Raw genomic sequence first — 22,873 nt, forward strand, 5'->3', positions numbered from 1 at the left:
CTAGAAAGGATCAACCATGAACGAATTTCAGCAAATGTTCCCGCTCGGCGAGACCAACGACGCCTTCGCGGAGTACTTCACCGGACAGAGCTACAACGCCCCCGTCGCCGACGGCGGGGTTCCGGTCAACAACATCACCTTCGAGCCGAGTTGCCGCAACAACTGGCACATCCACCACGGCTCCAACGGCGGCGGCGACCAAGTTCTGATCTGTACCGCAGGTAGCGGCTGGTATCAGGCAGAGGGTGAGGACCCGCAGAGCATGGAGCCCGGCACCGCCATCCGCGTCCCAGCTGGCACGAAGCACTGGCATGGAGCCAAGGCCGACTCCTGGTTCTCCCACCTCGCCTTCATCACGACCGGAGACGACGTCAGCAACGAATGGCTCGAGCCCGTGACGGATGAGGCTTACGCCAAGCTGCCGTCAACAAAGGACGTAGACCGATAAGCGCCGGGCGTCCCTACGCACGTCCGTGACTATCGCGCCGCTCCACCCCTGCCCGCTTGAGCACATCTCGGATGACGGTGTGATCACGGCCGAAGTGTCTGCCGACGGCTGCAAGCGATAAGCCGGACCGGTAGAGCTGGATGGCTTCGGTGCATTCGTCTGGTGTCATGGGTTGTCTACGTCTGGTGATGCCATGGTCCTCAAGTAGGCGGAGGACCGTGGCCTTGCCGATGCGGTACTCGGTAGCGAGTCTCGTCGTAGGAATGCCGGAGGCGTAGTCGTCAAGCAGCGATTTGATTGCTTCGTCCCCTAGCCTGCGGCCGACGCTGTGGACGCGATGTGACACACGAGGAGCCCGTGATCCCTGGGCCAGACGGGTGAAGTCGGGCAACCTTGGCAAGTTCGAGTAGCGATGCATCAGCTCCACCCGGAATCGAAAGGGCTAGAGCCCTCCGCAAGTCACTTTCGCTTCATGGCTCTCTTGGCACCGCATCTACCGACGGCCGATTCAGCCCGACTCCCTAGCGATCGGGCAGGTCCTTTTGTGCCGCCAGCGGACGGCGCTCCGATCAGGCACGCGCTCACGTCGTTATCACCTCGCGAGCGTGATGGGACCCCCGGAGCAGCGGCAACGATGGTCGCCCTCCCCGCGACGTTGCGGCATGTGCGTAGTCTCGCACCGTGTATGAGGCTTGGGCTTCGAGCCCAGCGGCGCGCAAGACAATGCAGGGCAACCGGGGGCGTGATACCCGTGCCGAGCTCGCGGTACGTCGACTCGTCCACGCGCAAGGTCTCCGTTATCGGGTCAACGCGCGGCCCGAGGCGGATCTGCGCCGCACGGCTGACCTGCTGTTCACTCGTCTGAAGGTCGCCGTGTTCGTCGACGGCTGCTACTGGCATGGGTGTCCCGCGCACTTCACGTTGCCGGTGACCAACGTCGACTACTGGAGCAGCAAGATCGCGCGAAACCGCGCCCGCGACAAGGAGACGACGGACGTGCTTCAGGGGAGGGGGTGGCGCGTGTTGCGATTCTGGGAGCACGAGACGCCGGAATCCGTTGCGCAGCGGATCGGTGAGGCGGTGCGAGCGAGACGCGTGGCTGTCAGGCCCTGAGGGCTGGCAGGCTGTCGCCCCAGGCTTCGGTGATGGTCTGGACAGGGGCGAGCCGATCGGGGAAATGCTTGTGTCGGGCCATGTCGGCGGTGCGGCCGAAGCGAAACTCCCATCGGCCGGTAGGCGAGAAGAGGCAGGCCGCAACGACGTCGAATCCGTTGACCGCGTAGAAGCGGGACGCAGCATCGCCCTTCGAAGCGCGGGTCTTCTGCACCTCGACCTTGAACGATCCGTTTATGGAGGTCTTTGGGCTGGCGTTCTTGCACTCGACCCGTAGGAGCGTGCCATCATCCAGCGTCACGTCGAAGTCGTGCATCGCATCCACGTCCAGCCGTTCAACCGAAGCGATGCCGGGTGCGCCGGTCAGCTGTCGCTCCAGATGAAACTCGGCCACCCCGCCGCGCACGGCGACCGAGAGCCGGTTACGACCTCCGATGATGTCGAGGATTTGCTCGCTGCTGAGCGCGAACTGCTCCTCGAGCACATGCCTGCGTTCGGGCTCGTCTCGTGGCGAATGGTCGGCCATCGCGGTCGCGGCGGCGAAGCGCAACGGCGGGTCTAGCCGCAGCGACGTGGCGCGTCGCTCCAAGCGGGCGTAGTCGATGAGCCGGTCGGGGGTGAAGGCGACGACGGTCTCCAGGTTCGTGGGCGAGCGCGCATCAGAACGCCTCGTGCCGCCGCGGTTGACCTTCTCCCAAACATGCCAACCAGAGTCCTCGGCGTGCTTGATCTCGGCGTCCTTGGCGTAGAAGGAGATGCCCATCGGCAGTGGGTCCCAGAGATTCGCGTCCAAGCCCAGCAGCACGCCGTCGGCGAGGTCGAGGCCGATGATCATCGTCACGTCGACCCCGGCGACATCACGGCCCACCGGATGCTCGCGCTCCCAGCTGTCCTCGGAGCCGTAGCGCAGCTGCCCCCGGACCTCATCGTTCGGGCGGTTGCGAATCGTGTTGCGGGTGACACGGAACGGATAGACGAGCATCCCCATGCGCTCGTCCGAGTCCAGCTGAACTCCGAGATAGACGGGCGCCCGACCGGGGTCGCTGACATAGAGGACACGGCCGCCGGATGCCTCGACGGAGTGAACGAGGAATTCGTGTAGATCAGCCCGGCCCTGGACTCGGTAGACCTCGCCGAAGACACGGCCCGCGAGCGACTCGTCCTTCAACGGCCCTCCTGGCGTCGTCGACCTCGTGGCATGTCGTAGGCCTGAGTCAGACTCGCCCCGACCATACTGGTCTGACTGGTCTGCTCCGGTGATGACGGGTCGCGCGGGCATCAAAGATTGAGGTGGCAGATGGGTGAGCAGCTCCCCGTGGTGAGCCTGTTCTCTGGGGCAGGGGGGCTCGACCTCGCCGTCGAACGGGCAGACGCCGAACCCTTGGCGTCCGATGACCCCGGCGACGGACTACTGCGTGTCTCGGTCGCAACCGACTACAACGAGCCGGCGCTGCAGACTCTCAAGACCAATTTTCGAGGGACGGCCACGCTTGCGGGAGACATCCGGGTGGTGCCAACCGAGACGATCCTCGCCACAGCCGGCCTGCGACCGACGGAGCCCGTCCTCCTGGTCGGCGGGCCGCCCTGTACTCCGTTCAGCAAGTCCGGGTTCTGGTTGGAGCAGAAACGTGCGAGCCGCGATCCCAACGCCTCGCTGCTCGACGAGTACGTGCGCGTCGTCCGTGAAGCGCAGCCGGAGGCGTTCATCCTCGAGAACGTCCAAGGCCTTACCTACAAGACTCACAAGGCTCAGTTCGAGCGACTCCTCAGAGCCCTGGGCGAGTTGGGCTATAACCCGCAGTGGAGGGTTCTGCTGGCAGCGGACTACGGGGTCCCACAGCTACGGCGTCGTGTATTCGTCGTTGGCCGGCGCGACGGCGTGAGGTTCGAGTTCCCCGAACCGACTCACTCCGGCTGGAGCGAGCACACCCGCGTTGTTGACGTCAACAAGACCCCACACGTCACTGCTGCGCAGGCCTTCGAGGGGCTGCCTACCCTCGCTCAGGCATCCGACGACGAGATTGTCGACGGCAGCTATGCCGTGCTCGCGGCGGAGGTCCCGCCTGGCCAAAACTATCTTTGGCACACCGAGAGGTACGGCGGCCGCGACCACTTCGAATGGCGCAGCCGCTACTGGACGTTCCTCCTACGCCTCGACCCGAACCGGCCATCGACCACGCTGCAGGCTCAGCCGGGCCCGTGGGTCGGCCCGTTCCATTGGGAGAACGTCCGCGCCGCCTCCGGCGAGGAACGCGCCCGCCGACTGCGCGCCAACGAGATGCTTCGCCTTATGTCGTTCCCCGACGACTTCAAGATCACCGGTTCCCGTGTCGATGTGCAACGTCAGCTCGGCAACGCCGTCCCGATGGAGCTCGGCAAGGCCGTCGTGCGGGCTCTGATGGCGCAGCTCGGTTACATGCATTGCGAACGAACTCCTCGCGCGGCCGCTTCAGGCTGAGCGATTCTCCTTATCTGTTGACGTCGTGGCGCAGGCTTGTGCGGCGCGGCCGACATCAGTAACGGCTGCCGCGCTGCGCCGCCCCATGCCGGCAACCGTGCGTGCCATGATGCGGCCGTGGTGATCGAGCGGGAGACGTATGCGCAGGCGGCGTACCGGGCGATTCAGCGCATGGTCGTGGAGGGGGAGCTCGCGCCGGGGTCGAAGGTGGTGGTGCGGCCGCTGTGCGAGCTGCTCGATCTGTCGCCGACGCCGATCAAGACGGCGCTGGCGGCGCTGGAGCGCGACGGATTCCTCGTGGCGACGCCGCACCGGGGGTACCGGGTGCCGCAGCCGACGTGGGCCGACATGCGCGAGATCTACGAGCTGCGGGAAGTGCTGGACGGGATCGCCGCGCGGAACGCGGCCGGGCTGGAGCGGCCCGAAGAGTTCGTGGCGGCCACGCTCAAACCGCTGTACGAACGGCAGCAGGCCGCCGCCGAGGGCGCGGACCTCGTCGCCTACAGCGACATCGACCTCGAGTTCCACCAGGCCATCGGGCACGCGTCGGAGAACTCCCGGCTGGTGCGGGTGATGGAGAACCTGGGCGGGCAGTTCCGGTTCGCGTCCGGGTCGTCGGCGCGGGTGCCGGGACGGGTGCACACCGCGATGCGGGAGCACGCCGTGATCATGCGCGCCGTCGCCGCCGGGGACGCGGAGCGCGCCGAACGCGAGGCGCGGGCGCACGTGCGCAAGTCGGCCGCGGCCTTCGACAAGTCGGTGCGCGCGAACGGCGTCCGCAGCCGCTGATGTCTGATCGGCGTGTTGAGCCGGTTGACGTCGTCCGCGTTTTGGATTCAAAATCTGAACGGTCGACTTTGTCCATCTCTCCAGTGGAGTTTCCGTGGCGTTCTCGCACCTCAGCCATCTCGAGTGCTCGTGGACGGGGGAGCGGTACGACGCCGACGCCGTCCAGGGCGTGAGCGCCGCGGGCAAACCGCTGCTGGCGCGCTACGACCTGGCGGCGGCCGCCGCGGCGGTGACCCCGGCCGAGATCGCGTCACGACCGCACACGCTGTGGCGCTACCACGAGCTGCTGCCGGTGCGCGAGGCCGCGAACGTGATCACGCTCGGCGAGGGCATGACCCCGCTGGTGCCGATGCCGACCTACGGCGCCGCGATCGGCGTGCCCAACCTGCTCATGAAGGACGAGGGGCTGGTGCCGACGGGCAGCTTCAAGGCCCGCGGTGCGGCCGTCGGCGTGTCCCGCGCGGCCGAGCTCGGCATCAAGGGCGTGGCCATGCCCACCAACGGCAACGCCGGCGCCGCGTGGGCCGTCTACGCCGCCCGGGCCGGCCTCACGAGCCTCATCGCGATGCCGCTCGACGCGCCGTCCATCACCCGGGCCGAGTGCGTCGCCGCCGGCGCCGAGCTCTACCTGGTCGACGGCCTCATCGGCGACGCCGGCAAGCTCGTCAACCAGGCGGTCGCCAGCCGCACCGGCTACCAGGAGGTGTCGACGCTCAAGGAGCCGTACCGCATCGAGGGCAAGAAGACGATGGGCTACGAGATCGCCGAACAGCTCGGCTGGACGGTGCCCGACGTCATCCTCTACCCCGCCGGCGGCGGCGTCGGCCTGATCGGGATCCACAAGGCACTGCTCGAGATGCAGGCCATGGGCTGGATCGGTGAGAAGCTGCCCCGGCTGGTGGCGGTGCAGGCCGAGGGCTGCGCGCCGCTCGTGCGCGCCTTCGAGCAGGGCGCCCGCGAGAGCGAGCCGTTCCCCGACGCGCGCACCGTCGCCTTCGGCATCACCGTCCCCAAGGCGCTCGGCGACTTCCTGGTGCTCGACGCCGTGCGCGAGACCGGGGGCACCGCCATCGCGGTCAGCGACGACGACCTGCTGGCCGAGGTGCAGGCGGTCGCGCGCACCGAGGGAGCGTTCGTGTGCCCCGAGGGCGCTGCCTGCTTCACCGCCGCCCGGCAGCTGCGCGAGTCGGGCTGGCTCGGCGAGGGGGAACAGGTCCTCGTGCTCAACACCGGCGCCGGCATCAAGTACCCCGAGACGGTGCCGGTCGACGTGCCGACGCTGGCGAAGGACGGCGCCATCCCGGCAGGTGGCGAGCGGTGACCCTGCGCCGGCGAGCCGCCGCCACGACGCTCGCCGCCCTGACCGCGGCGGGCCTGCTCACCGCGTGCCAGACGGAGCCCCTCGGCGGCGCCGGCTCGGTGTTCACCGTCGACCTGTCGAGCTACCCGGCCAGCCTCGACCCCGGCCTGCAGTACAACACCGACTCGTACGCGGTGTACCGCAACATCTTCGACCAGCTGCTGCGGCGGGACCGGACGAGCGGCAAGGTCGTCGGGTCGGTCGCCACGTCGTGGCGGCGGACGTCGCAGACCCGGTGGGTCTTCACGCTGCGCGACGGCATCCGCTTCAGCGACGGCAGCCGGCTCACCGCCGCCGACGCGGCCTACAGCATCAACCGCATCCTCGACCCGAAGCTGGCGAGCGGGCAGCTGGCCAACTTCTCCGCCATCCGCCGGGCGACCGGCTTGGGCACCCGCCTCGTGATCGACACCAAGTACCCGTCGCCGACCCTGCTGACGTTCCTCACGACGCTGTCGATCGTGCCGCAGGCCTACGTCCGCCGGGTCGGCAACGACGCGTTCAACGCCAGGCCGATGGGCTCGGGCCCGTACCGGTTCGTGTCGGCCATCAACGGCTCGCAGATCGCACTCGACCGCAACACCCGCTACTGGGGCCCGCGGCCGCAGCTGGCGAAGGTCACCTTCCGGGCGGTGCCCGACATCGCCAGCCGCGTGGCCGACCTGCAGTCCGGGCTCGCGCAGGTGGCGACGTCGATGACGCCCGACAGCGCGGTGCAGATCCGCGACTCCAGCAATCTGAAGATCCTCTCCGCGCCGACCGAGCGGGTGTCCTACCTGGCGTTCAACACGATCAAGGGCGGCCCGACGAACGACCCGCAGGTCCGCCGGGCGATCAGCCTCGCGATCGACTACCGCGGCCTGATCGACAAGCTGCAGCAGGGGTACGCCCGGCAGGTCAACAGCGTGCTGACCCCGCTCGCGGTCGGGTACGACAAGGCCCTGGCCGACTACCGGTACGACCCGGACGCGGCGCGAGCGTTGATCGCCAAAGCCGGCGCCAAGGGCAAGACCGTGGTGATGGCCACCTCGCCCACCTACGACCCGAACATCGTGCAGGCGATCCAGGCCGACATCCAGGCGGCGGGGCTGCAGGTGTCGATCCGCAACAGCGACCAGGCCACGTACCTGAAGAAGGTGCAGAGTCCCTCGCACGACTGGGGTTCCATCCGCTTCGGGCAGTGGTCGTGCTCCTGCCTCGACGCCGACGGCACGATCTTCCCGCTGTTCCGGTCGGGGACGGTGTGGAGCTCCTACCGCAGCGACCAGTTCGACACCCTCGTCGATCGCGGTCGCGCCGAGCTCGGCACCGCGCAGCGTCGCGCCGACTACGCCCGGGCGCTGCAGCTGATGAATCGCGACGTGCCCGGCATCGGGCTGTTCCAGGTCGGCTCCATCTACGGCGTCACGAAGAGCCTGCAGTGGCGCCCCGACGCCCAGGAGAGCTTCTTCCTGGCCGACATGCGGCTCGCGTCGTGACGACCGCGACCGCGCCGGCCACCGCGGCGCCCGGCCGGGCCCGCACGCGGGTGGGCGGCGGCGCTGTGCCGTTCCTGCGCTACCTCGGGCTCCGCCTCGTCCAGGCCGTGGTCGCGCTGTGGGGCGTCGTCACCGCGGTGTTCTTCTGCCTGCGGCTGTCGGGCGACCCGGCGCAGCTGCTCGCGCCGCAGGGGGCGACCCGCGAGCAGATCGACCAGCTGCGCGACACGCTGGGCCTCAACGCCTCGACGTGGTCGCAGTACACGTCCTACCTCGGCGACCTCGTGCACGGCGATCTCGGCTACTCCTTCGTGCAACGACGCCCCGCGATCGACGTGATCACGCAGCGGCTGCCCTACACGATCAACCTCGCGCTCGCCGCGCTCGTCCTGTCGATCGTGCTCGGGGTCGGCGCGGGCATGGTCATGGCGCTCTACCGCGGCCGCTGGCCCGAGCGCGTGCTGACGCCCCTCGTGCTCGCCGGGCAGGCCATGCCCGCGTTCTGGACGGGCATCCTGCTCATCCTCGTCTTCTCCGTGACGTTCGACGTCTTCCCCTCGACCGGCGACACGTCGGCCAGCTCCATCGTGCTGCCGGCGGTGACGCTCGCGTCGCTGTCCGCGGCGACCGTCGCCCGGGTGACCCGTGCCGCCGTGCTGGAGCAGCTCAACCGCGACTACGTGCGCACGGCACGGTCCAAGGGCGTGGGCACGTGGCGGCTGGTGTGGCGCCACCTGCTGCGCAACATCGCGGTACCGGTGCTGACCGTGCTCGCGCTGGAGACCGCGAACCTGCTCGGCGGCTCGGTCGTCACCGAGCTGATCTACGCGTGGCCCGGCCTCGGCCAGCTCACGGTCCAGTCGGTGAACGCGCGCGACTTCCCGGTCGTGCAGGCGCTGGTCGTGCTCGCGGCCGTCGTCTACATCCTGATCAACCTGGTGACGGACCTCGTGTACGGGGTCATCGACCCGCGCATCGCGGTCACCGCGAAGGGAGCCGAGGCATGAGACGCGGGACGATCCCCCTGGCCGTGCTCGGCGGGTACGTGCTCGTCGCGGCCCTCGCGCCGCTGCTCGCCCCGCACGACCCGGACCTGGTGGCGTTGGGCGCGCGGCTGACCCATCCGTTCCACGACGGGTCGTACCCGCTGGGAACCGACGCGCTCGGCCGAGACGTGCTGAGCCGCATCCTGTACGGCTCGCGGGTCTCGCTCGTCGTCGCAGTGCTGACGGTGCTGGCGTCCGGCCTCGTCGGGGTGACCCTCGGCGTCGCCGCGGCCTGGCGTCGCGGCTGGGTCGGCGTGGTCGTCATGCGGCTGGCCGACATCGCGCTGTCGGTGCCGTTCTTCCTCCTCGCGATCCTCGTCGTCGCGGTGCTCGGGCCGAGCCTGGTCAACGTCGTCGTGTGCCTCGCGCTCGTGCGCTGGCCGCGGTACACCCGCATCGCGTACGCCGGCGTGCTCGAGGCCAGGGAGCGCGGCTTCGTCCGCGGCGCGGTTGCCCTCGGCGCGCCGGGTCGCTGGATCCTCACCCGGCACGTGCTGCCCGAGATCGTCCCGCTCGTCGTGGTGGTCGCGACGCTCGAGCTCGGCCTGATGGTCATCTACGAGGCGTCGCTGTCGTTCATCGGTCTCGGCGTCCAGCCGCCGACGGCCTCGTGGGGCTCGATGCTGTCCGACGGGCGGCAGTACGTGTCGTCCGCATGGTGGCTCGCCACGTTCCCCGGCATCGCGCTCTTCGGTCTCGTGCTCGCCGTCAACCTGCTTGGCGACGCCGTCCGCGACCGGCTCGATCCGCAGCACCGCGTGCCACGGCGTGCCCGGCGGCGGCGCCGGGCACGCACCGACATCACCGCCGTGACGGCGGCGGGAGGACCCCGTGCCTGAGCGCTTCGCCGGAACCCGCGTCGCCGTGACCGGCGCGTGCGGGGTCATCGGCACCTGGATCGCCAAGGCCTTCGCCCGCGAGGGCGCGCGCCTCACACTCACCGACGTGCGCGCGGAACCGCTCGCCGCTCTGGCCGACCGCCTGGGAGCACGGGCTGTCGTCGCCGACGTCACCGAGCCCGACGGCCTCGCAGCCGCCGGTGACGCCGTGCGCGGTTGCGAGGTGCTGGTCAACAACGCCGCGCTCTACCCGCGCACCCCGCTCGCCGAGACGACCCCGGACGTCGTCCGCCGGCTCTTCGACGTGAACGTGGTCGCCCCGTTCGAGCTCACCCGGCAGGCCGCCGCGGCGATGATCGACGCGGGCGTGGCCGGGCGGATCGTCAACATCAGCTCGGGTGCGGCCGTGCGTCCCGGGCCGACCGGATCGGTGTACGCCGCGACGAAGGCGGCGATCGAGTCGCTGACGCGCAGCACCGCCCTCGAGCTCGCGCCGGCCGGCATCCGCGTCAATGCCGTGCAGCCCGGTTTCGCGCCCGGCAGCGAGGTCAGCGACCTCAGCGAGGACCACGTCGCGACGATGCGGGCCCGCATCCCGCTCGGGCGCACCTCCGGGCCGGAGGACGCGCCCGAGGCCGTGCTGTGGCTCGCGTCCGACGCCGCGGGATTCGTCACCGGCACCACGGTCGCGGTCGACGGCGGCCGGACGGCCGGGGAATGGAAGGCGCCGTCGTGACCGCGTACGCGTGGCCGGCGGACGCTCGGGCGGCGCTGTGCGTGACCTTCGACCTCGACGCCGAGAGCCCCTACATCTGGCGCACCCGTGCCGACCCGCCGGCCGACGTCGCCGAGCTCGAACAGCGCCGGTACGGCCCGCGCCGCGGCGTGGAGCACCTGCTCGCCGTGCTCGACCGCACCGCGACGCCGGCGACGTTCTTCGTCCCCGGCTGGGTGGCCACGCAGCACCGGAACGCCGTGCGCGACGTGGTCGCCGCAGGACACGAGCTCGCCCTGCACGGCTGGTGCCACGAACCACCGGACCAGCTGACCCCCGACGAACTGCGCGCGACGCTGCGGCGCGCGAGGGACGTGATCGGCGACCTCGCCGGCCGCGCACCGCGTGGCTACCGCTCGCCGTCGTGGCGGATGACCCCCACGGCGCTCGACGTGCTCGCCGAGCTGGGCCTGGCCTACGACAGCTCGCTCATGGGCGACGACCGGCCCTACGACGTCGGCGGGCTCGTGGAGATCCCGGTCGACTGGACCACGGACGACGCCGTGCACTACCGCTACACCGGCCACGGCGAGCGCGCGCCCGTCGCGCCGCAGCTCGTCGTGGACTCGTGGCGCGACGAGCTCGCGGGCGCTCGCGACCACGGTGCGCTGGTGATGCTGACGATGCACCCGTGGATCTCCGGACGACCGGCCCGCGCGCACCGACTCGAACAGCTGCTGCACGAGGCGCACGGGCTCGACGACCTGTGGATCGGCACGGCCGGCGCGCTCGCCGACCACCACACCGACCTGCCGCACTCGGCCCAGCGCACCCGCGTCGCTCGCGACGAGATCGGACGCCCCGATGACGACCGCTGAGGCTCCCCTGCTGGAGATCGACCGGCTGCGCGTGTCGTTCGGTCCCGACCGCCACGCCGTCACCGGGCTGACCCTGTCGGCACGCCGCGGCGAGGTCGTCGCCGTCGTGGGCGAGTCCGGCTGCGGCAAGACGGTCAGCGCGCTGGCGCTCGCGGGGCTGCTGCCCGGCGGTGCCGAGGCCGGCGGCTCGGCGCGACTCGACGGTGAGGAGCTGATCGGGGCGTCGGCCCGCGCGATGCGCCGGCTGCGCGGTGCCCGCATCGGCATCGTGTTCCAGGACGCCTCGACCGCGCTGAACCCGCTGATGTCCGTCGGCGCGCAGATCGAGGAGGTGCTGCTGCTGCACGGCTCACTGCGCCGGGCCGCTCGCCGCCGCCGTGCGATCGAACTGCTCGACGCCGTCGGCGTCCCCGACCCGGCCGCGCGGGTCCGGAGTCTGCCGCACGAGCTGTCCGGCGGCCTGCGGCAGCGGGTCATGATCGCGGTCGCGCTCGCGGCGTCCCCCGACCTCGTCATCGCCGACGAGCCGACGACGGCGCTCGACGTCACCGTGCAGGCGCAGGTGCTCGCCCTGCTGCGCGAGCGCACCCGCGATGCGGTGCTGCTGTTCATCACCCACGACATGGGCGTCGTGGCCGAGATCGCCGACTCGGTCGTCGTCATGTACGCCGGCGAGGTCGTCGAGACCGGGCCGGTGCGCAGCATCCTCGACACGCCGCGGCACCCGTACACGACCGCCCTGCTCGCGTCCGTCCCCGACCCCGACGCGCCCACCGCGGGCGAGCTGCCCACGATCCCCGGTCGCGTGCCGCAGCTGGGTGACCGCGACGCGGGCTGCCCGTTCCGCGACCGCTGCCCCCGGGCGGACGCACGGTGCACCGAGATGCCCCCACTGGCCGGGAGCGGGGGCGCGCACCGCGTCGCCTGCTGGCACCCCGTCGAAGGAGAAGCGTCATGACCGCAGCGCTGGTGTCCGCGCACGGGCTCACCAAGCACTACCGCGTCGCCGGCCGTCGCCGGCTCACCGCGGTGAACGACGTCGACCTCGAGGTCGCGGCCGGCACCGTCCGCGCGGTCGTCGGCGAGTCGGGGTGCGGCAAGTCGACCACCGGCCGGCTGCTGCTCGGTCTCGAGACGCCGTCCGCGGGTGAGGTGCGCTTCGACGGGCGCGGGCTGGCCGAACGCTCGCCGGCCGAGCTGCGGGCACTGCGCCGTGAGCTGCAGGTCGTCTTCCAGGACCCGTACGACGTGCTGAACCCGCGCATGCGCGTCGACACCATCCTGCGCGAACCCGCCCGGGTGCACGGGCAGGAGGGCTCGGCACGCTCCGTGCCCGACCTGCTCGACCTGGTCAACCTCTCGTCCGACTTCGCCGAGCGCTACCCCCACGAGCTGTCCGGCGGGCAGCGGCAGCGGATCGCCATCGCACGCGCCATCGCGCTCAACCCGCGCTTCGTCGTCTGCGACGAGCCGGTCTCGGCCCTCGACGTCTCCGTGCAGGCGCAGGTCGTCAATCTGCTGCGACGGCTGCAGGACGACCTCGGCCTGGCCTACCTGTTCATCAGCCACGACCTCGCCCTCGTGCGGTACCTGGCGCAGGACACCACGGTCATGTACCTCGGCCGGGTCGTCGAGGAGGGGCCGACCGAGCAGCTGTTCGCCGATCCGCGGCACCCGTACACGCAGCTGCTGCTGGCCGCCGTGCCGCGCGTGCGCGGTGAGCGCAGCGCGACGTCGCGTGAGGTGCGCCGGCTCGGCGAGCTGCCGAGCCCGCTGGACGCGCCGCCCGGCTGTGTCTTCGCCACCCGCTGCCCCCTCGCCGACGACCGCTGCCGGGCCACCCGACCGGAGCTGCGCGACGTCAACGGCCACCGGGTCGCGTGCCACTACGCCGAGACCGCGGACGTGGCGGCGTGACCGCCCCCGACCTCGCCGCGCTGGTGACCGAGGTGCGCGGTCACCTCGACACCGACGCGTTGACCGCGGTCGCCCGGCAGATCCACGGCGACCCCGAGCTCGGGTTCGCCGAGCACCGGGCGGCGGCGCTGCTCACCGGACGGCTCGCCGCCGGTGGCTTCGACGTCGAGTCGGGTGTCGCCGGGCTGCCGACCGCCTTCCGGGCGCGACGCCGGTTCGGCGCCGCCGGCCCGACGGTGGCGCTGTTCTGCGAGTACGACGCGCTGCCCGGCCTCGGTCACGCGTGCGGGCACAACATCATCGCCACGGCGGGGCTCGGCGGCGGCCTCGCCGCGGCGAGCGCGGGGGCGCCGGTGGGTGAGCTGGTGGTCCTCGGCAGCCCCGCGGAGGAGGGCGGTGGCGGCAAGGTGCGGTTCGTCGAGGCGGGCGTGCTCGACGACGTCGACGCGGCGATCATGGTGCATCCCGCCGGGTACGACGCGATCGGCCGGACCAACCTCGGTCGGCTCTCGCTGCGGGCGACCTTCACCGGCCGGGCGTCCCACGCGTCGGCCGCGCCGGAGGAGGGCCGCAACGCGCTCGACGCCGCCACCCTGCTGCTGACCGCGCTCGGGTTGCTGCGCCAGCAGCTGCGCGCGGACTCGCGGGTGCACGCGAACGTCGTGGACGGCGGCCAGGCCATCAACGTCATCCCGGAGCGCGCGGTCGTGAGCGTCTTCGTCCGCTCGCCCGACGTCGCGTACCTGCGCGACCGTCTGCATCGCGCGGTGCAGGACGCCGTGGCGGGGTGTGCCCTCGCGACCGGCACGACCGGCGTGCTGGAGGAGGTCGCGCCCGCCTACGAGCCGGTGCGGCACAACCCGGTGCTCGCCGAGCTCACCGCGGCGGCCTACGCCGCGGTCGGCCGGCCGGCCGACGCCACCTTGCTGCACGGCAACGCCGGCTCGACCGACATGGGCAACGTCAGCCAGCGCGTGCCGGCCCTGCACCCGTACGTGCAGGTCGTGCCCGGCGCCACCATCCACACCCGCGAGTTCGCCGACGTCGCCGGCGGGGATGCGGGGGACCGCGCGGCCCTCGACGGGGCGGCCGTGCTCGGCGCGGTGGCGCTCGCGCTGTTGCGCCGCCCGGAGCTCGTCGCCGCCGCGCGCGCCGCGCACGACCAGGGATGAGCCCGTTCGCGGCGAACGAGCTGCTGACGCTGCCCCTCACCGGCGTCCCCGCCCTGCACCCGGACGGGGCGACGGTCGCGGTGCCCGTCCACGTCCCCGCGCCGGACGGCCGCGGCATGACGGTTCGCCTCGAGGTGCGGCGGGCGGACCGCGGTCCGCGCGTGACGGCCGAGGCGGATCAGCCCGCCTTCTCTCCCGACGGGCGCACGCTCGCGTGCCGCACCGCCGTCGGCAGACGGATTCGCGTCTCGGCGTTCCCGGACGGCCCGGTGCGACTGCTCGACCCGGCACCGGTGGCGTCCTTCGCCTGGCTCGACGACACGCGGCTGGTCGCGCTCGTGGAGACGCCGGCCGCGGCGGACGAGACGGGCACGTACGTCGACTGGCTGCGTTACCGCAAGGACGGTCGCAGCGGTGCGCTCGAACCCGCGCGCGAGCTGTGGCTCGTCCCGCTGAGCGGGCCGGCGCGCCCGCTCGCCACGGCGCCGGGGTCGATCTCGGCGTGGGCGGCGCGCGGCGACCGCCTCGTGTACTGCGTGGAGCCGCTGCGCAGCGACGACCCGGCCCCCGGCTGCGACCTGCACGTCGTCGACCTGGCGACGGGGACCGACGACGTGTGGTGGCGCTCGCCGGTGCCGCTGACCGCGGTGGCGCTGACCGGGCTCGGCGCGCACGTCGTCGCCGTCGGCAACCTGCCCTCCGGGCAGAGCGTCGACCCGCCCGAACCCTGGCGGGTGACGCCTGACGGCGGGCACCGGCTGTTCGCGGACGCCGACGGCGTCGCCTGCGAGCGGGCGATCGTCAGCGACGGACGCGCGCCCGGGCCGGCGGTCCTGCTGCAACCGGTCCCCGGCACCGACGAGCTGCTCGCACTCGACACCGACGGTGACGACGTGGTGCTGTGGCTCGTCGACGCCGCTGCCGACCGGACCGCCACGCGGCGGCGGCTCACCCCGCCGGGTCGGTCGGTGACGGGCTTCGGCGCGGCGCAGGGTCGGCACGTCGCGGTCTGCCTGGAGAGCGCGACGCAGCCGGGCGAGCTGCAGCTCCTGCCCCTCGACGGTGGCGACGTCACCGCGTTGCCCGGCGGCGCGAGCTCGTGGGCCGCCGGCTGGTCGTTCGCCGACGCGGAGGCGCTTCCCGCGACGTCCGCGGACGGGTTGGCGGTGCCGTCCCTGCTGTGGCGTGCGGGTCCGGGTGCCCGACCGCTCGTCGTCCGGCTGCACGGTGGCCCGCATCTCGCCCACGGCCGGGTGTTCGACGTCGAGACGCAGGTGCTCGTGGCCGCCGGCTACTCGGTGCTCATGCCGTCCATGCGCGGCAGCGCCGGCCGCGGCCGCGACGTGCGGGCGCTGAGCGTCGGCGCGTGGGGGCGCGGCGACGTCGCGGATGTGCACGCCGCCGTCGACGCCGCGATCGCCTGCGGCGCCGCCGATCCCGCCCGGTTGTACTTGACCGGCGGCAGTTACGGCGGCTTCCTCGTCAACTCGGTGCTGACCGGCACCGACCGGTTCCGCGCGGCGGTGTCGGAGCGGTCGGTGAGCAACCTGGTCTCGAAGTTCGGGACGTCCGACAACGGGTTCACCACCAACCGGTTCGAGCTCGGCACCGACATCCTGGACGACGCGGCGGCGGTGTGGGAGCGGTCGCCGCTGGCGTCCGTCGACCGCATCCGCACGCCGTTGCTCCTCGTGCACGGCGAGGACGACCACCGCTGCCCGATCGAGCAGTCGGAGCAGTTGTTCGTGGCCCTGCGGCGGCTGGGTCGCGATTGCGCGTTCCTGCGCATACCGGGGGAGTCGCATTCCCTGCCGAGCGCCGGGCGACCCGACCGCCGGGTACGCCGTCTGGCGGCCATCGTCGGTTGGCTCGCCGACCACGAATGAGCTAGGGCGCCTCGTCGCGCGCCAGCTCGACGAGGAGCGCCGCCGCGGGCGACGGGCTCGCACCCATCCAGACCGCGTTGAGCGGGCGGGCCGCCGTGAGCCCGGTGACGGTGACCGCCACCAGCGTGCCGTTGCGCAGATCGGTTCGAGCGGCACGGGCGCTCAGCACGCCGAGGCCGCCACCGGCGCGAGCCGTGGCGAGGATCGTCGACGTCGAGCCGAGCTCCACCGCGTGCTCCGGTTCGACGGCCTCGCGGCCCAGCGCGACGGCGAGCGCCGCCAGGAAGGTGTCGCGGGTGCCGGAGCCGTGCTCGCGCAGCAGCAGGGGCAGCGTCAGCAGATCCGTCGGCGCGAGCGGTCGCTCGCTGCGGGCGGCCGGGTAGTCCGGCGCGGCGACGACGACGAGCTCGTCGGCGCCGATGGGGGTGTGGGACAGATCCGCGGGCACAGCCGGCATCTCGACGAACCCCAGGTCGGCCTGCCCCGAGCGCACCCGGTCGCAGACGTCGTGGGAGTTGGCGACGACGGCGGAGACGTCCAGCGCCGGGTTGTCGCGGCGCAGCAGGAGCAGCCAGCGCGGCATCAGGTACTCGGCGTTCGTCAGGCTGGCCGCGATGCGCAGCTTGGCCGACTGCGACGTGCGCAGGGACGTGACGTTCACGCCCAGCGCGCCGGCCGCGCCCACGACGTCGCGGGCCCATGCGGCGAACGTCTGCCCGATCGGCGTGAGGGTCGAACCACCGGGCGTGCGGACCAGCAGCGCCAGGTCGACGCGGCGCTCCAACCGGTGCAGCTTCGCGCTCGCGGCGGGCTGGCTGATGCCGTGGGCGTGCGCGGCCTTGCCGACGCTGCCGAGCTCGGCGACGCTCAGCAGCAGGTCGAGCGACTCGAGGTCGGGCGTCCAGGCGGGGAGCGGCACTAGCGGACCCACTGCAGCAGCAGGCTCGTGCCCGCCACGGTCAGGCTGAGCACGAGGCCCAGCAGCAGCGGCCGGCCGCCGGTGCGCCGGAGCTCGGCGGGGTTCGTCGACAGCCCGATGCCGGCCAGGGCAACCGTGATCAGGAACAGCGCGATGTGCGACAGCGCCGGGTGCGCGGCGGCAGGGATCGCGCCGAGCGTGTTGAGCGTGGCCACGACGAGGAAGCCGACGAGGAACCACGGCACCAGCCGCAGTGGGTTGACCGCGCTGCCACCTGCCGCCCCCGCGGCCCGCGCCTCGCGGCGGCGCACCAGCGCGGCGAGCACGAGGCACACCGGGATGATCATGAGCGAGCGGACGAGCTTGACCACCACCGCGTGGTCGGTCGCGCCACTGCCGTAGGCCGACGCGGTCGCGACGACGGAGCTGGTGTCGTTCACCGCGGTGCCGGCGAACAGTCCGAAGTCCGTCTGTCCCATCCCCAGAGCATGACCCAGCGGCGGGTAGACCAGGACGGCGGCCACGTTGAAGAGGAAGATCGTGGACACCGCGTAGGCGACGTGGTTGCTCCGCGCCTTGAGCACGGGGGCGGCGGCGGCGATCGCCGACGCGCCGCAGATCGCGGTGCCGACCCCGATCAGCGTGCGCAGGTCGCCGTCGACCCCGAGCCGCCGGCCGACGAGGCGCGCCACGGTGAGGCAGGCGGCGAGGGTGCCGACCATGACCGGCAAGGAGCCGAGGCCGACGTCCGCGATCTGGGCCAGCGACAGCTGCGCGCCGAGCACGACGACCGCCGCCTGCAGCACCGGTCCCTTCGCCCGGTCGACGCCGGCGTCGAGGGCGGGGCGGACACCGGGGCCCAGCCGCCAGGCCACGCCGAGCACGATGCCGACGACGGGCGCCCCCACCACCGGGACGAACAGGCCGGCGACCGTCGCGACGGCCGCGAGGACCGCGCACAGGACGAGCCCGGGGACGACGATGCGCGCCGGTGGTCGACGCCGGGCCAGCTCGGCGCGGTGCTCGGCGAGGGTCATGACTCGATCGTCGGGCCACCGCGGGGTCGGCGATACCGGTCATCTGGTTGCCGGGGCCATAACCGTGCGTTATGAGCCGGGCGGCATCGCGCGGCCTGCGGCGGTGAGTTCCGCGCGGCCCCGCTCGGTGTGGCACGCCGTCGGATAATGGTGGGGGACGCGTCGAGAACTCCCGCGCAGGCGTGCGGGACGGGGATCGCGACCGAGACCAGGGAAGGGGACGAGGGCCGTGCTGGGTCTCGAGATGGTCGTGCTGCTGGGAGTGGGGCTCCTGCTGTCCGGCCTGCTGGCGCGGCGCTTTCCGGTGGCGCCCGCGCTGCTGCTCGTGCTGTTCGGGGTGCTGGCGGGGTTCGTGCCGGCGCTGCGGGCGGCGCAGCTGCCGCCGGAGGTCGTGCTGCTCGTGTTCCTCCCGGCGCTGCTGTACTGGGAGAGCCTCACGACCTCGCTGCGCGAGATCCGCAGCAACCTGCGCGCGGTGATCCTGGCGAGCACGGGGCTGGTGGTGGCGACGGCCGGGGCGGTGGCGGTCACCGCGCACGCGCTGGGCCTGCCGTGGGGGCCGGCGTGGGTGCTGGGGGCCGCGGTGGCGCCGACGGACGCGACGGCGGTCGGCGTGCTGGCGCGGGCCCTGCCCCGCCGGACGGTGACGGTGCTGCGGGCCGAGAGCCTGGTCAACGACGGCACGGCGCTGGTGATCTACGGGCTGGCCGTCGGCGTCACGGTCGGGACGGACCACCTCACCGTGCTGCACGTGTCGTGGCTGCTGGTGCTCTCCTACGGCGGTGGCGCCCTGGCCGGCGGCCTGGTGGGGCTCCTCAGCTGGCAGCTGCGCAGCCGGCTCGACGACCCGATCCTCGAGAACATCGCGGTGCTGGTGACGCCGTTCGGCGCCTTCCTGCTCGCCGAGTCGGTTCACGCGTCGGGCGTGCTCGCGGTCGTGGTGTGCGGCCTCTTGATGAGCCAGCTCGCGCCGCGGGTGACCGGCGCGGCCGCGCGGCAGCAGACCACCGCGTTCTGGTCGCTGTCGACGACCGTGCTGTCCAGCGCGCTGTTCGTGCTCGTCGGGCTCGAGGCGCAGAACGCCGTCCGCAACCTGACCAGCGCGTCGGCGGGTCGCGCCGTCGCCTACGTCTTCGCGGTGACGGGCGTGGTCATCGGCGTCCGTGTGGCCTGGCTGCACACCACGCCCTACGTGGTGCGGGCGCTCGACCGACGACCTGCGCAACGGCTGCGCCGGATCGGCGCGCGCCAACGCAACGTCAACGCGGTGGCGGGGTTCCGCGGCGCCGTGTCCTTGGCGGCGGCGCTGGCCGTGCCGCAGCACCTCGACGACGGCACGCCGTTCCCCGGCCGCGACCTCATCGTCGTGGTGACCTCCGGCGTCATCGTGCTGACCCTGTTGCAGGCCCTGCTGCTGCCCGGTGTCGTGGGCTTCGCGCGACTGCCCGAGGACGGGTCGGTCGCCGAGGAGCGCCATCTGGCCGAGGTCGCCACCACCGACGCCGCCTACGAGTCGCTCGAGCAGCTGGCCGCCGAGCTCGGCAGCGACGAACGGGTCGTCGAGCGGGTGCGCCGCGAGATGGACAAGCGGCGCAAGCTGCTCGCCGCCGACGGCGCGGTCGACGACCCGATCGTGCAGCACCACGACCAGTACACCGAGCTGCGGCTCGCGCTCATCGCCCGCAAGCGGGTGACGCTGCTGGAGCTGCGCGACGAGCAGCACATCGACGACATCGTGCTGCGGCAGGTGCAGGCCGTCCTCGACGTCGAGGAGGTCCGCCTCACCCGATCGGCCCCGGTCGAATAGCGCTGCATCGCGCTAATGCGCGTGGTCGACCGAGTCGTCGTCGGCGAGCGCGTGGGTGAGTCCCTCGTACCGCGTGCGGTCCGTCGCCCGCAGGTACAGGCCGTACAGCGCGCCGCCGGCGAAGGCGACGAAGACCAGCGAGACCATCAGGACGGCGACGCCGCCCGACACCGCCAGCAGCACGTCGAGGCTGCGCAGCGTGAAGGTGAGCAGCACGGCCAGACCGATGATCGCGAGCACCGGGGCGACGCGGGTGTTCCAGACGCGGTCGTCGAGCTTGGTGCGGGCGAAGAAGACGAGGACGGCGACGGCGGCGAGCAGTTGCGACGCGATGACCGCGATGGCACCGATGCCGGTGGCCCAGGTGAAGAGCGTCGCGAACGGGTCCTGCCCGAGGGCGGCGAACACGACGACCACGATCAGCACCGAGGCGGTCTGCACGATCGAGGCCACCCACGGCGTCTGCCGCCGCGCGGTCGTCCACCCCAGCGGCTGCCACAACAGGCTCTGCCGGCCCAGGGAGAAGAGGTAGCGCGCCACGTTGTTGTGGAAGGTGACGATGGCGGCGAGCGTCGCCGTCACGATGAGGATCTGGTAGATCCGGGTGACGCCGCCGCCGATCAGCTCGTCGCTCACCGCGAAGATGAAGTTGCCGCCGGTGCGGTCGGACAACCCGATCACCTCGTTCAGCCCCACGGCGTTGACGACGAGCCAGCCCGACGCCGCGTAGAGCAGACCCATGAAGGCCACCGAGATGTAGGTGGCGCGGGGGATCGTGCGCTTCGGGTCACGCGCCTCCTCGCTGTAGATGGCCGATCCCTCGAAGCCGATGAACGACGCGTGCGCGAACATCAGCGCGACGCCGAGACCGGCACCGAAGACGGCATGTGGCGCGAACGGTTCGACGCTGAAGTCCGACACCGGGGTCACCTTGCCGCTCAGCCCGAACGCGCTGAGCACGACGATCATCGTCACCTCGAGCGTCATGAAGACGCCCAGCACCTTCGCGCCGGAGTGGACGCCCTGGATGCCGAGACCGAGACAGGCGATCATCGCGACGATCGCGCAGACCCACCACGGCACGGACGCGCCGGTGAGGTCGTCGATCAGCGCGGACGCGTAGTAGCCGAAACCGCCGTACAGCCCGGCCTGGATGGCGGTGTAGGCGAACGTCGCCAGGAACGCCGACCCGAGACCCGGGACGCGGCCGAGCCCCAGCGTGACGTAGGCGTAGAACGCGCCGGCGTTCGTCACGTGCCGCGACATCGCGACGTAGCCCACGGCGAAGATCATGAGGATGACGGCGGCCAACACGAACGCGCCCGGCATCCCGATGCCGTTGCCTGCGCTGATCATGATCGGGAAGAGCGCGATCACGACGGTGAGCGGCGAGGCGGCGGCGATGATGTAGAAGAAGATGCTCGGCACGCCCAGCGTGTTCCGCTTCAGGCCGTGATGCCGGCGCCGGTCGGGCGGCGCGTCGTGCGGCGCGTCGGGCAGCGCGTCGGGCAGCGGGGCGGGTACGCGCTCGCGGGGCAGCGGCGGGGCGTCCTCGGGGATGGTCAACGCAGGCTCCTCTGTCGATGGCGGCGGCGCGGGCGGGCCGGTCCGCACGCCGTCGTGGCGCACCGGCGACCGGCCGGTCGCGGCAGTCGGGCACCGTGGCGCTGCGATGCCGGAGCAATCGCGCGGCTGTCACCTCGTCACCCGACTGTTTCACTGAGTGCAACAACAGTTTTGGTGGGTGAAAACTAGGTCGCGGTTCGCGCGGGTGTCAAGGGGGCGGCGACGGCGGGTCCGGCGTGTCGTCGCCGCGCATCGGTCATGGCGAGGGCGCGCGACCGCCGCGGTGGACGCCGGCGCGCCCGAGCGTGCCGGCCAGCACGATGAACGGCGGCACCAGCCACAGGGCCGCCGCCACCGAGGTGCCCTGGGCCACCAGCCCGATGAGGCTCGGGCCGAGCAGCATGCCGGCGTAACCCATGCCGGTGACCACCGCGATCTGACGTCCGGCAGGCCCGGGCGGGGCCGGCGCCGAGCCGAAAAACAGCGGCGTCATGATCGACAGGCCGAGGCCGGCGAGGCCGAAGCCGATCACCGCGCCGACCAGGACACCGCTGGCGAAACCCGCCGCCAGCCCGCCCCCGCCGAGGACCGTGGCGACGGCGAGGGAGCGTGTGACGCCCACGCGGTCCATCACCCGGTCGCCGACGAGTCGACCGCCGGTCATGCCCGCGCAGAACGCCGCGTACGCCGAGGCCGTCCAGATCCCGGACGCGTCGAGGTGGGTCCGCAGGTAGATCGCGCTCCAGTCGATCGCGACCCCCTCGGCCAGCAGCGAGGAGACGGCCGCGGTGCCGAGCAGGGCGAGCCGCAGATCGAACACACGACGCCGCGGTCCTGCCGCGTCGACGGCCACCTCGGGCGCCGCCGGACGGTCGGGCAACAGGCCCGTCCGCACGACCGAGAACGCGCCGAGCACGGCCGCGGCCAGCAGCGCCTGCTGCACCGGGACGGGCAGGTCCAGCGCCGCGCCGATCCCGCCGGCGAACGCCCCGACGAAGGTCGCGACGCTCCACAGCGCATGCAGGCCGGCGAAGATGCGCCGGCCGTACGCCACCTCGAGCTCGACGCCCTGCGCGTTCATCGCGACGTCCTGACCACCCATCGCGAGACCCCAGACGGCGAGGGTGAGGAAGAGCGTGACGAGGTTGGTGGCGAGACCGGGCAGCACGGCCGCGACGCCGTAGCCGTAGGACGCCGCACGGGCCACGCGGTCGCTGCCGTACCGGTGGCAGGCGGCGCCGGCCAGTCGTGCGGCGAGCAGGTTGCCGACGGCGACGCCGAGCAAGGCGAGGCCGAGCGAGCCGGGGCGCAGGCCGAGGTCGGCGGCGACGGTCGGGATCCGCGGTGCCCAGGCGCCGACGAGCAGCCCATTGACGGCGAAGACGGTGCCGATCGAGCGGCGCGAACGGGACAGGGAGGCGGTCGATGCGGTCACGCGCGCCCGG

20 protein-coding genes are annotated in these 22,873 nt (G+C 72.2%); 15 read left to right on the forward strand and 5 right to left on the reverse strand.

Annotated features, from left to right (window positions below; genetic code table 11):
- Positions 1-16 precede the first annotated feature (16 nt).
- Positions 17-448 (forward strand): cupin domain-containing protein, encoded by a 432-nt coding sequence (locus BUE29_RS18355; protein WP_073391866.1) that lies wholly within the window; start codon positions 17-19, stop codon positions 446-448.
- Positions 449-1,129: 681 nt separating this feature from the next.
- Positions 1,130-1,561, forward strand: a complete 432-nt coding sequence (locus BUE29_RS18365; protein WP_073391867.1) for a very short patch repair endonuclease — start codon at positions 1,130-1,132, stop codon at positions 1,559-1,561.
- On the opposite strand, the gene BUE29_RS18370 is transcribed toward BUE29_RS18365, so the two are convergent.
- The gene (locus BUE29_RS18370; protein ID WP_073391868.1) at positions 1,551-2,729 is read right to left on the reverse strand and encodes a hypothetical protein; all 1,179 of its coding nucleotides are present in this window, start codon (positions 2,727-2,729) and stop codon (positions 1,551-1,553) included. The genes BUE29_RS18365 and BUE29_RS18370 overlap by 11 nt on opposite strands.
- Positions 2,730-2,858: 129 nt before the next feature.
- Here BUE29_RS18370 and BUE29_RS18375 point away from each other — a divergent pair, with 129 nt between their 5' ends.
- The 12 genes from BUE29_RS18375 (at position 2,859) to BUE29_RS18430 (ending at position 16,099) form a co-directional block, all read left to right on the forward strand.
- Positions 2,859-4,019 (forward strand): DNA cytosine methyltransferase, encoded by a 1,161-nt coding sequence (locus tag BUE29_RS18375; protein WP_073391869.1) that lies wholly within the window; start codon positions 2,859-2,861, stop codon positions 4,017-4,019.
- Positions 4,020-4,136: 117 nt separating this feature from the next.
- On the forward strand, positions 4,137-4,808 hold the full coding sequence (locus BUE29_RS18380; protein ID WP_073391870.1) for a GntR family transcriptional regulator: 672 nt from the start codon (positions 4,137-4,139) through the stop codon (positions 4,806-4,808).
- Between the two features lie 94 nt (positions 4,809-4,902).
- Positions 4,903-6,129, forward strand: a complete 1,227-nt coding sequence (locus BUE29_RS18385; protein ID WP_073391871.1) for a threonine synthase — start codon at positions 4,903-4,905, stop codon at positions 6,127-6,129.
- Positions 6,126-7,646: an ABC transporter substrate-binding protein gene (locus tag BUE29_RS18390; RefSeq protein ID WP_084181377.1), complete on the forward strand. Its 1,521-nt coding sequence runs from the start codon at positions 6,126-6,128 to the stop codon at positions 7,644-7,646. The genes BUE29_RS18385 and BUE29_RS18390 overlap by 4 nt, the downstream gene beginning before the upstream one ends.
- A complete protein-coding gene (locus BUE29_RS18395) occupies positions 7,643-8,653 on the forward strand; it encodes an ABC transporter permease (RefSeq protein ID WP_200800298.1) in 1,011 nt (336 codons plus the stop codon). The genes BUE29_RS18390 and BUE29_RS18395 overlap by 4 nt, the downstream gene beginning before the upstream one ends.
- Positions 8,650-9,531: an ABC transporter permease gene (locus BUE29_RS18400; RefSeq protein ID WP_084181379.1), complete on the forward strand. Its 882-nt coding sequence runs from the start codon at positions 8,650-8,652 to the stop codon at positions 9,529-9,531. Before BUE29_RS18395 ends, BUE29_RS18400 begins: the two co-directional genes overlap by 4 nt.
- Positions 9,524-10,267 (forward strand): SDR family NAD(P)-dependent oxidoreductase, encoded by a 744-nt coding sequence (locus BUE29_RS18405; RefSeq protein WP_073391873.1) that lies wholly within the window; start codon positions 9,524-9,526, stop codon positions 10,265-10,267. The genes BUE29_RS18400 and BUE29_RS18405 overlap by 8 nt, the downstream gene beginning before the upstream one ends.
- Positions 10,264-11,124 (forward strand): polysaccharide deacetylase family protein, encoded by an 861-nt coding sequence (locus tag BUE29_RS18410; RefSeq protein ID WP_159440901.1) that lies wholly within the window; start codon positions 10,264-10,266, stop codon positions 11,122-11,124. Before BUE29_RS18405 ends, BUE29_RS18410 begins: the two co-directional genes overlap by 4 nt.
- Entirely contained in the window at positions 11,111-12,082 is a 972-nt protein-coding gene (locus BUE29_RS18415) for an ABC transporter ATP-binding protein (protein ID WP_073391875.1), read from the forward strand. Before BUE29_RS18410 ends, BUE29_RS18415 begins: the two co-directional genes overlap by 14 nt.
- Positions 12,079-13,041, forward strand: coding sequence for an ABC transporter ATP-binding protein (locus tag BUE29_RS18420; protein WP_073391876.1), 963 nt, complete (start codon positions 12,079-12,081; stop codon positions 13,039-13,041). Before BUE29_RS18415 ends, BUE29_RS18420 begins: the two co-directional genes overlap by 4 nt.
- Complete coding sequence (locus BUE29_RS18425) at positions 13,038-14,213, forward strand: M20 family metallopeptidase (protein ID WP_073391877.1); 1,176 nt, start codon at positions 13,038-13,040, stop codon at positions 14,211-14,213. The genes BUE29_RS18420 and BUE29_RS18425 overlap by 4 nt, the downstream gene beginning before the upstream one ends.
- On the forward strand, positions 14,210-16,099 hold the full coding sequence (locus BUE29_RS18430) for a S9 family peptidase (protein WP_073391878.1): 1,890 nt from the start codon (positions 14,210-14,212) through the stop codon (positions 16,097-16,099). Before BUE29_RS18425 ends, BUE29_RS18430 begins: the two co-directional genes overlap by 4 nt.
- 1 nt (position 16,100) lies before the next feature.
- Here the strand turns inward: BUE29_RS18430 and BUE29_RS18435 are convergent, their stop codons facing one another.
- Complete coding sequence (locus tag BUE29_RS18435; RefSeq protein ID WP_073391879.1) at positions 16,101-17,018, reverse strand: LysR family transcriptional regulator; 918 nt, start codon at positions 17,016-17,018, stop codon at positions 16,101-16,103.
- Positions 17,018-18,055 carry a YeiH family protein gene (locus BUE29_RS18440; RefSeq protein WP_073391880.1) on the reverse strand — a complete coding sequence of 346 codons (1,038 nt, stop codon included), beginning with the start codon at positions 18,053-18,055 and terminating at the stop codon, positions 17,018-17,020. Before BUE29_RS18440 ends, BUE29_RS18435 begins: the two co-directional genes overlap by 1 nt.
- A 229-nt stretch (positions 18,056-18,284) precedes the next feature.
- Here BUE29_RS18440 and BUE29_RS18445 point away from each other — a divergent pair, with 229 nt between their 5' ends.
- On the forward strand, positions 18,285-19,862 hold the full coding sequence (locus BUE29_RS18445) for a Na+/H+ antiporter (protein ID WP_200800299.1): 1,578 nt from the start codon (positions 18,285-18,287) through the stop codon (positions 19,860-19,862).
- Between the two features lie 12 nt (positions 19,863-19,874).
- Here BUE29_RS18445 and BUE29_RS18450 read toward each other — a convergent pair whose 3' ends face one another.
- Together BUE29_RS18450 and BUE29_RS18455 are read right to left on the reverse strand one after the other, a co-directional pair.
- Positions 19,875-21,428, reverse strand: a complete 1,554-nt coding sequence (locus tag BUE29_RS18450) for an APC family permease (RefSeq protein ID WP_073391881.1) — start codon at positions 21,426-21,428, stop codon at positions 19,875-19,877.
- Between the two features lie 256 nt (positions 21,429-21,684).
- The gene (locus BUE29_RS18455; RefSeq protein ID WP_073391882.1) at positions 21,685-22,863 is read right to left on the reverse strand and encodes an MFS transporter; all 1,179 of its coding nucleotides are present in this window, start codon (positions 22,861-22,863) and stop codon (positions 21,685-21,687) included.
- Positions 22,864-22,873: the final 10 nt, after the last annotated feature.

The organism is Jatrophihabitans endophyticus, from assembly GCF_900129455.1.
In the GTDB taxonomy this organism is placed as follows: Bacteria; Actinomycetota; Actinomycetes; order Mycobacteriales; family Jatrophihabitantaceae; genus Jatrophihabitans; species Jatrophihabitans endophyticus.

Bases quoted from the DNA above. Each gene is read 5' to 3' on its own strand.
- BUE29_RS18355 (WP_073391866.1), top strand. From the start codon at position 17: ATGAACGAATTTCAGCAAATGTTCCCGCTCGGCGAGACCAACGACGCC.
- BUE29_RS18375 (WP_073391869.1), top strand. From the start codon at position 2,859: ATGGGTGAGCAGCTCCCCGTGGTGAGCCTGTTCTCTGGGGCAGGGGGG.
- BUE29_RS18400 (WP_084181379.1), top strand. From the start codon at position 8,650: ATGAGACGCGGGACGATCCCCCTGGCCGTGCTCGGCGGGTACGTGCTC.
- BUE29_RS18415 (WP_073391875.1), top strand. From the start codon at position 11,111: ATGACGACCGCTGAGGCTCCCCTGCTGGAGATCGACCGGCTGCGCGTG.
- BUE29_RS18420 (WP_073391876.1), top strand. From the start codon at position 12,079: ATGACCGCAGCGCTGGTGTCCGCGCACGGGCTCACCAAGCACTACCGC.
- BUE29_RS18430 (WP_073391878.1), top strand. From the start codon at position 14,210: ATGAGCCCGTTCGCGGCGAACGAGCTGCTGACGCTGCCCCTCACCGGC.
- BUE29_RS18440 (WP_073391880.1), bottom strand. From the start codon at position 18,055: ATGACCCTCGCCGAGCACCGCGCCGAGCTGGCCCGGCGTCGACCACCG.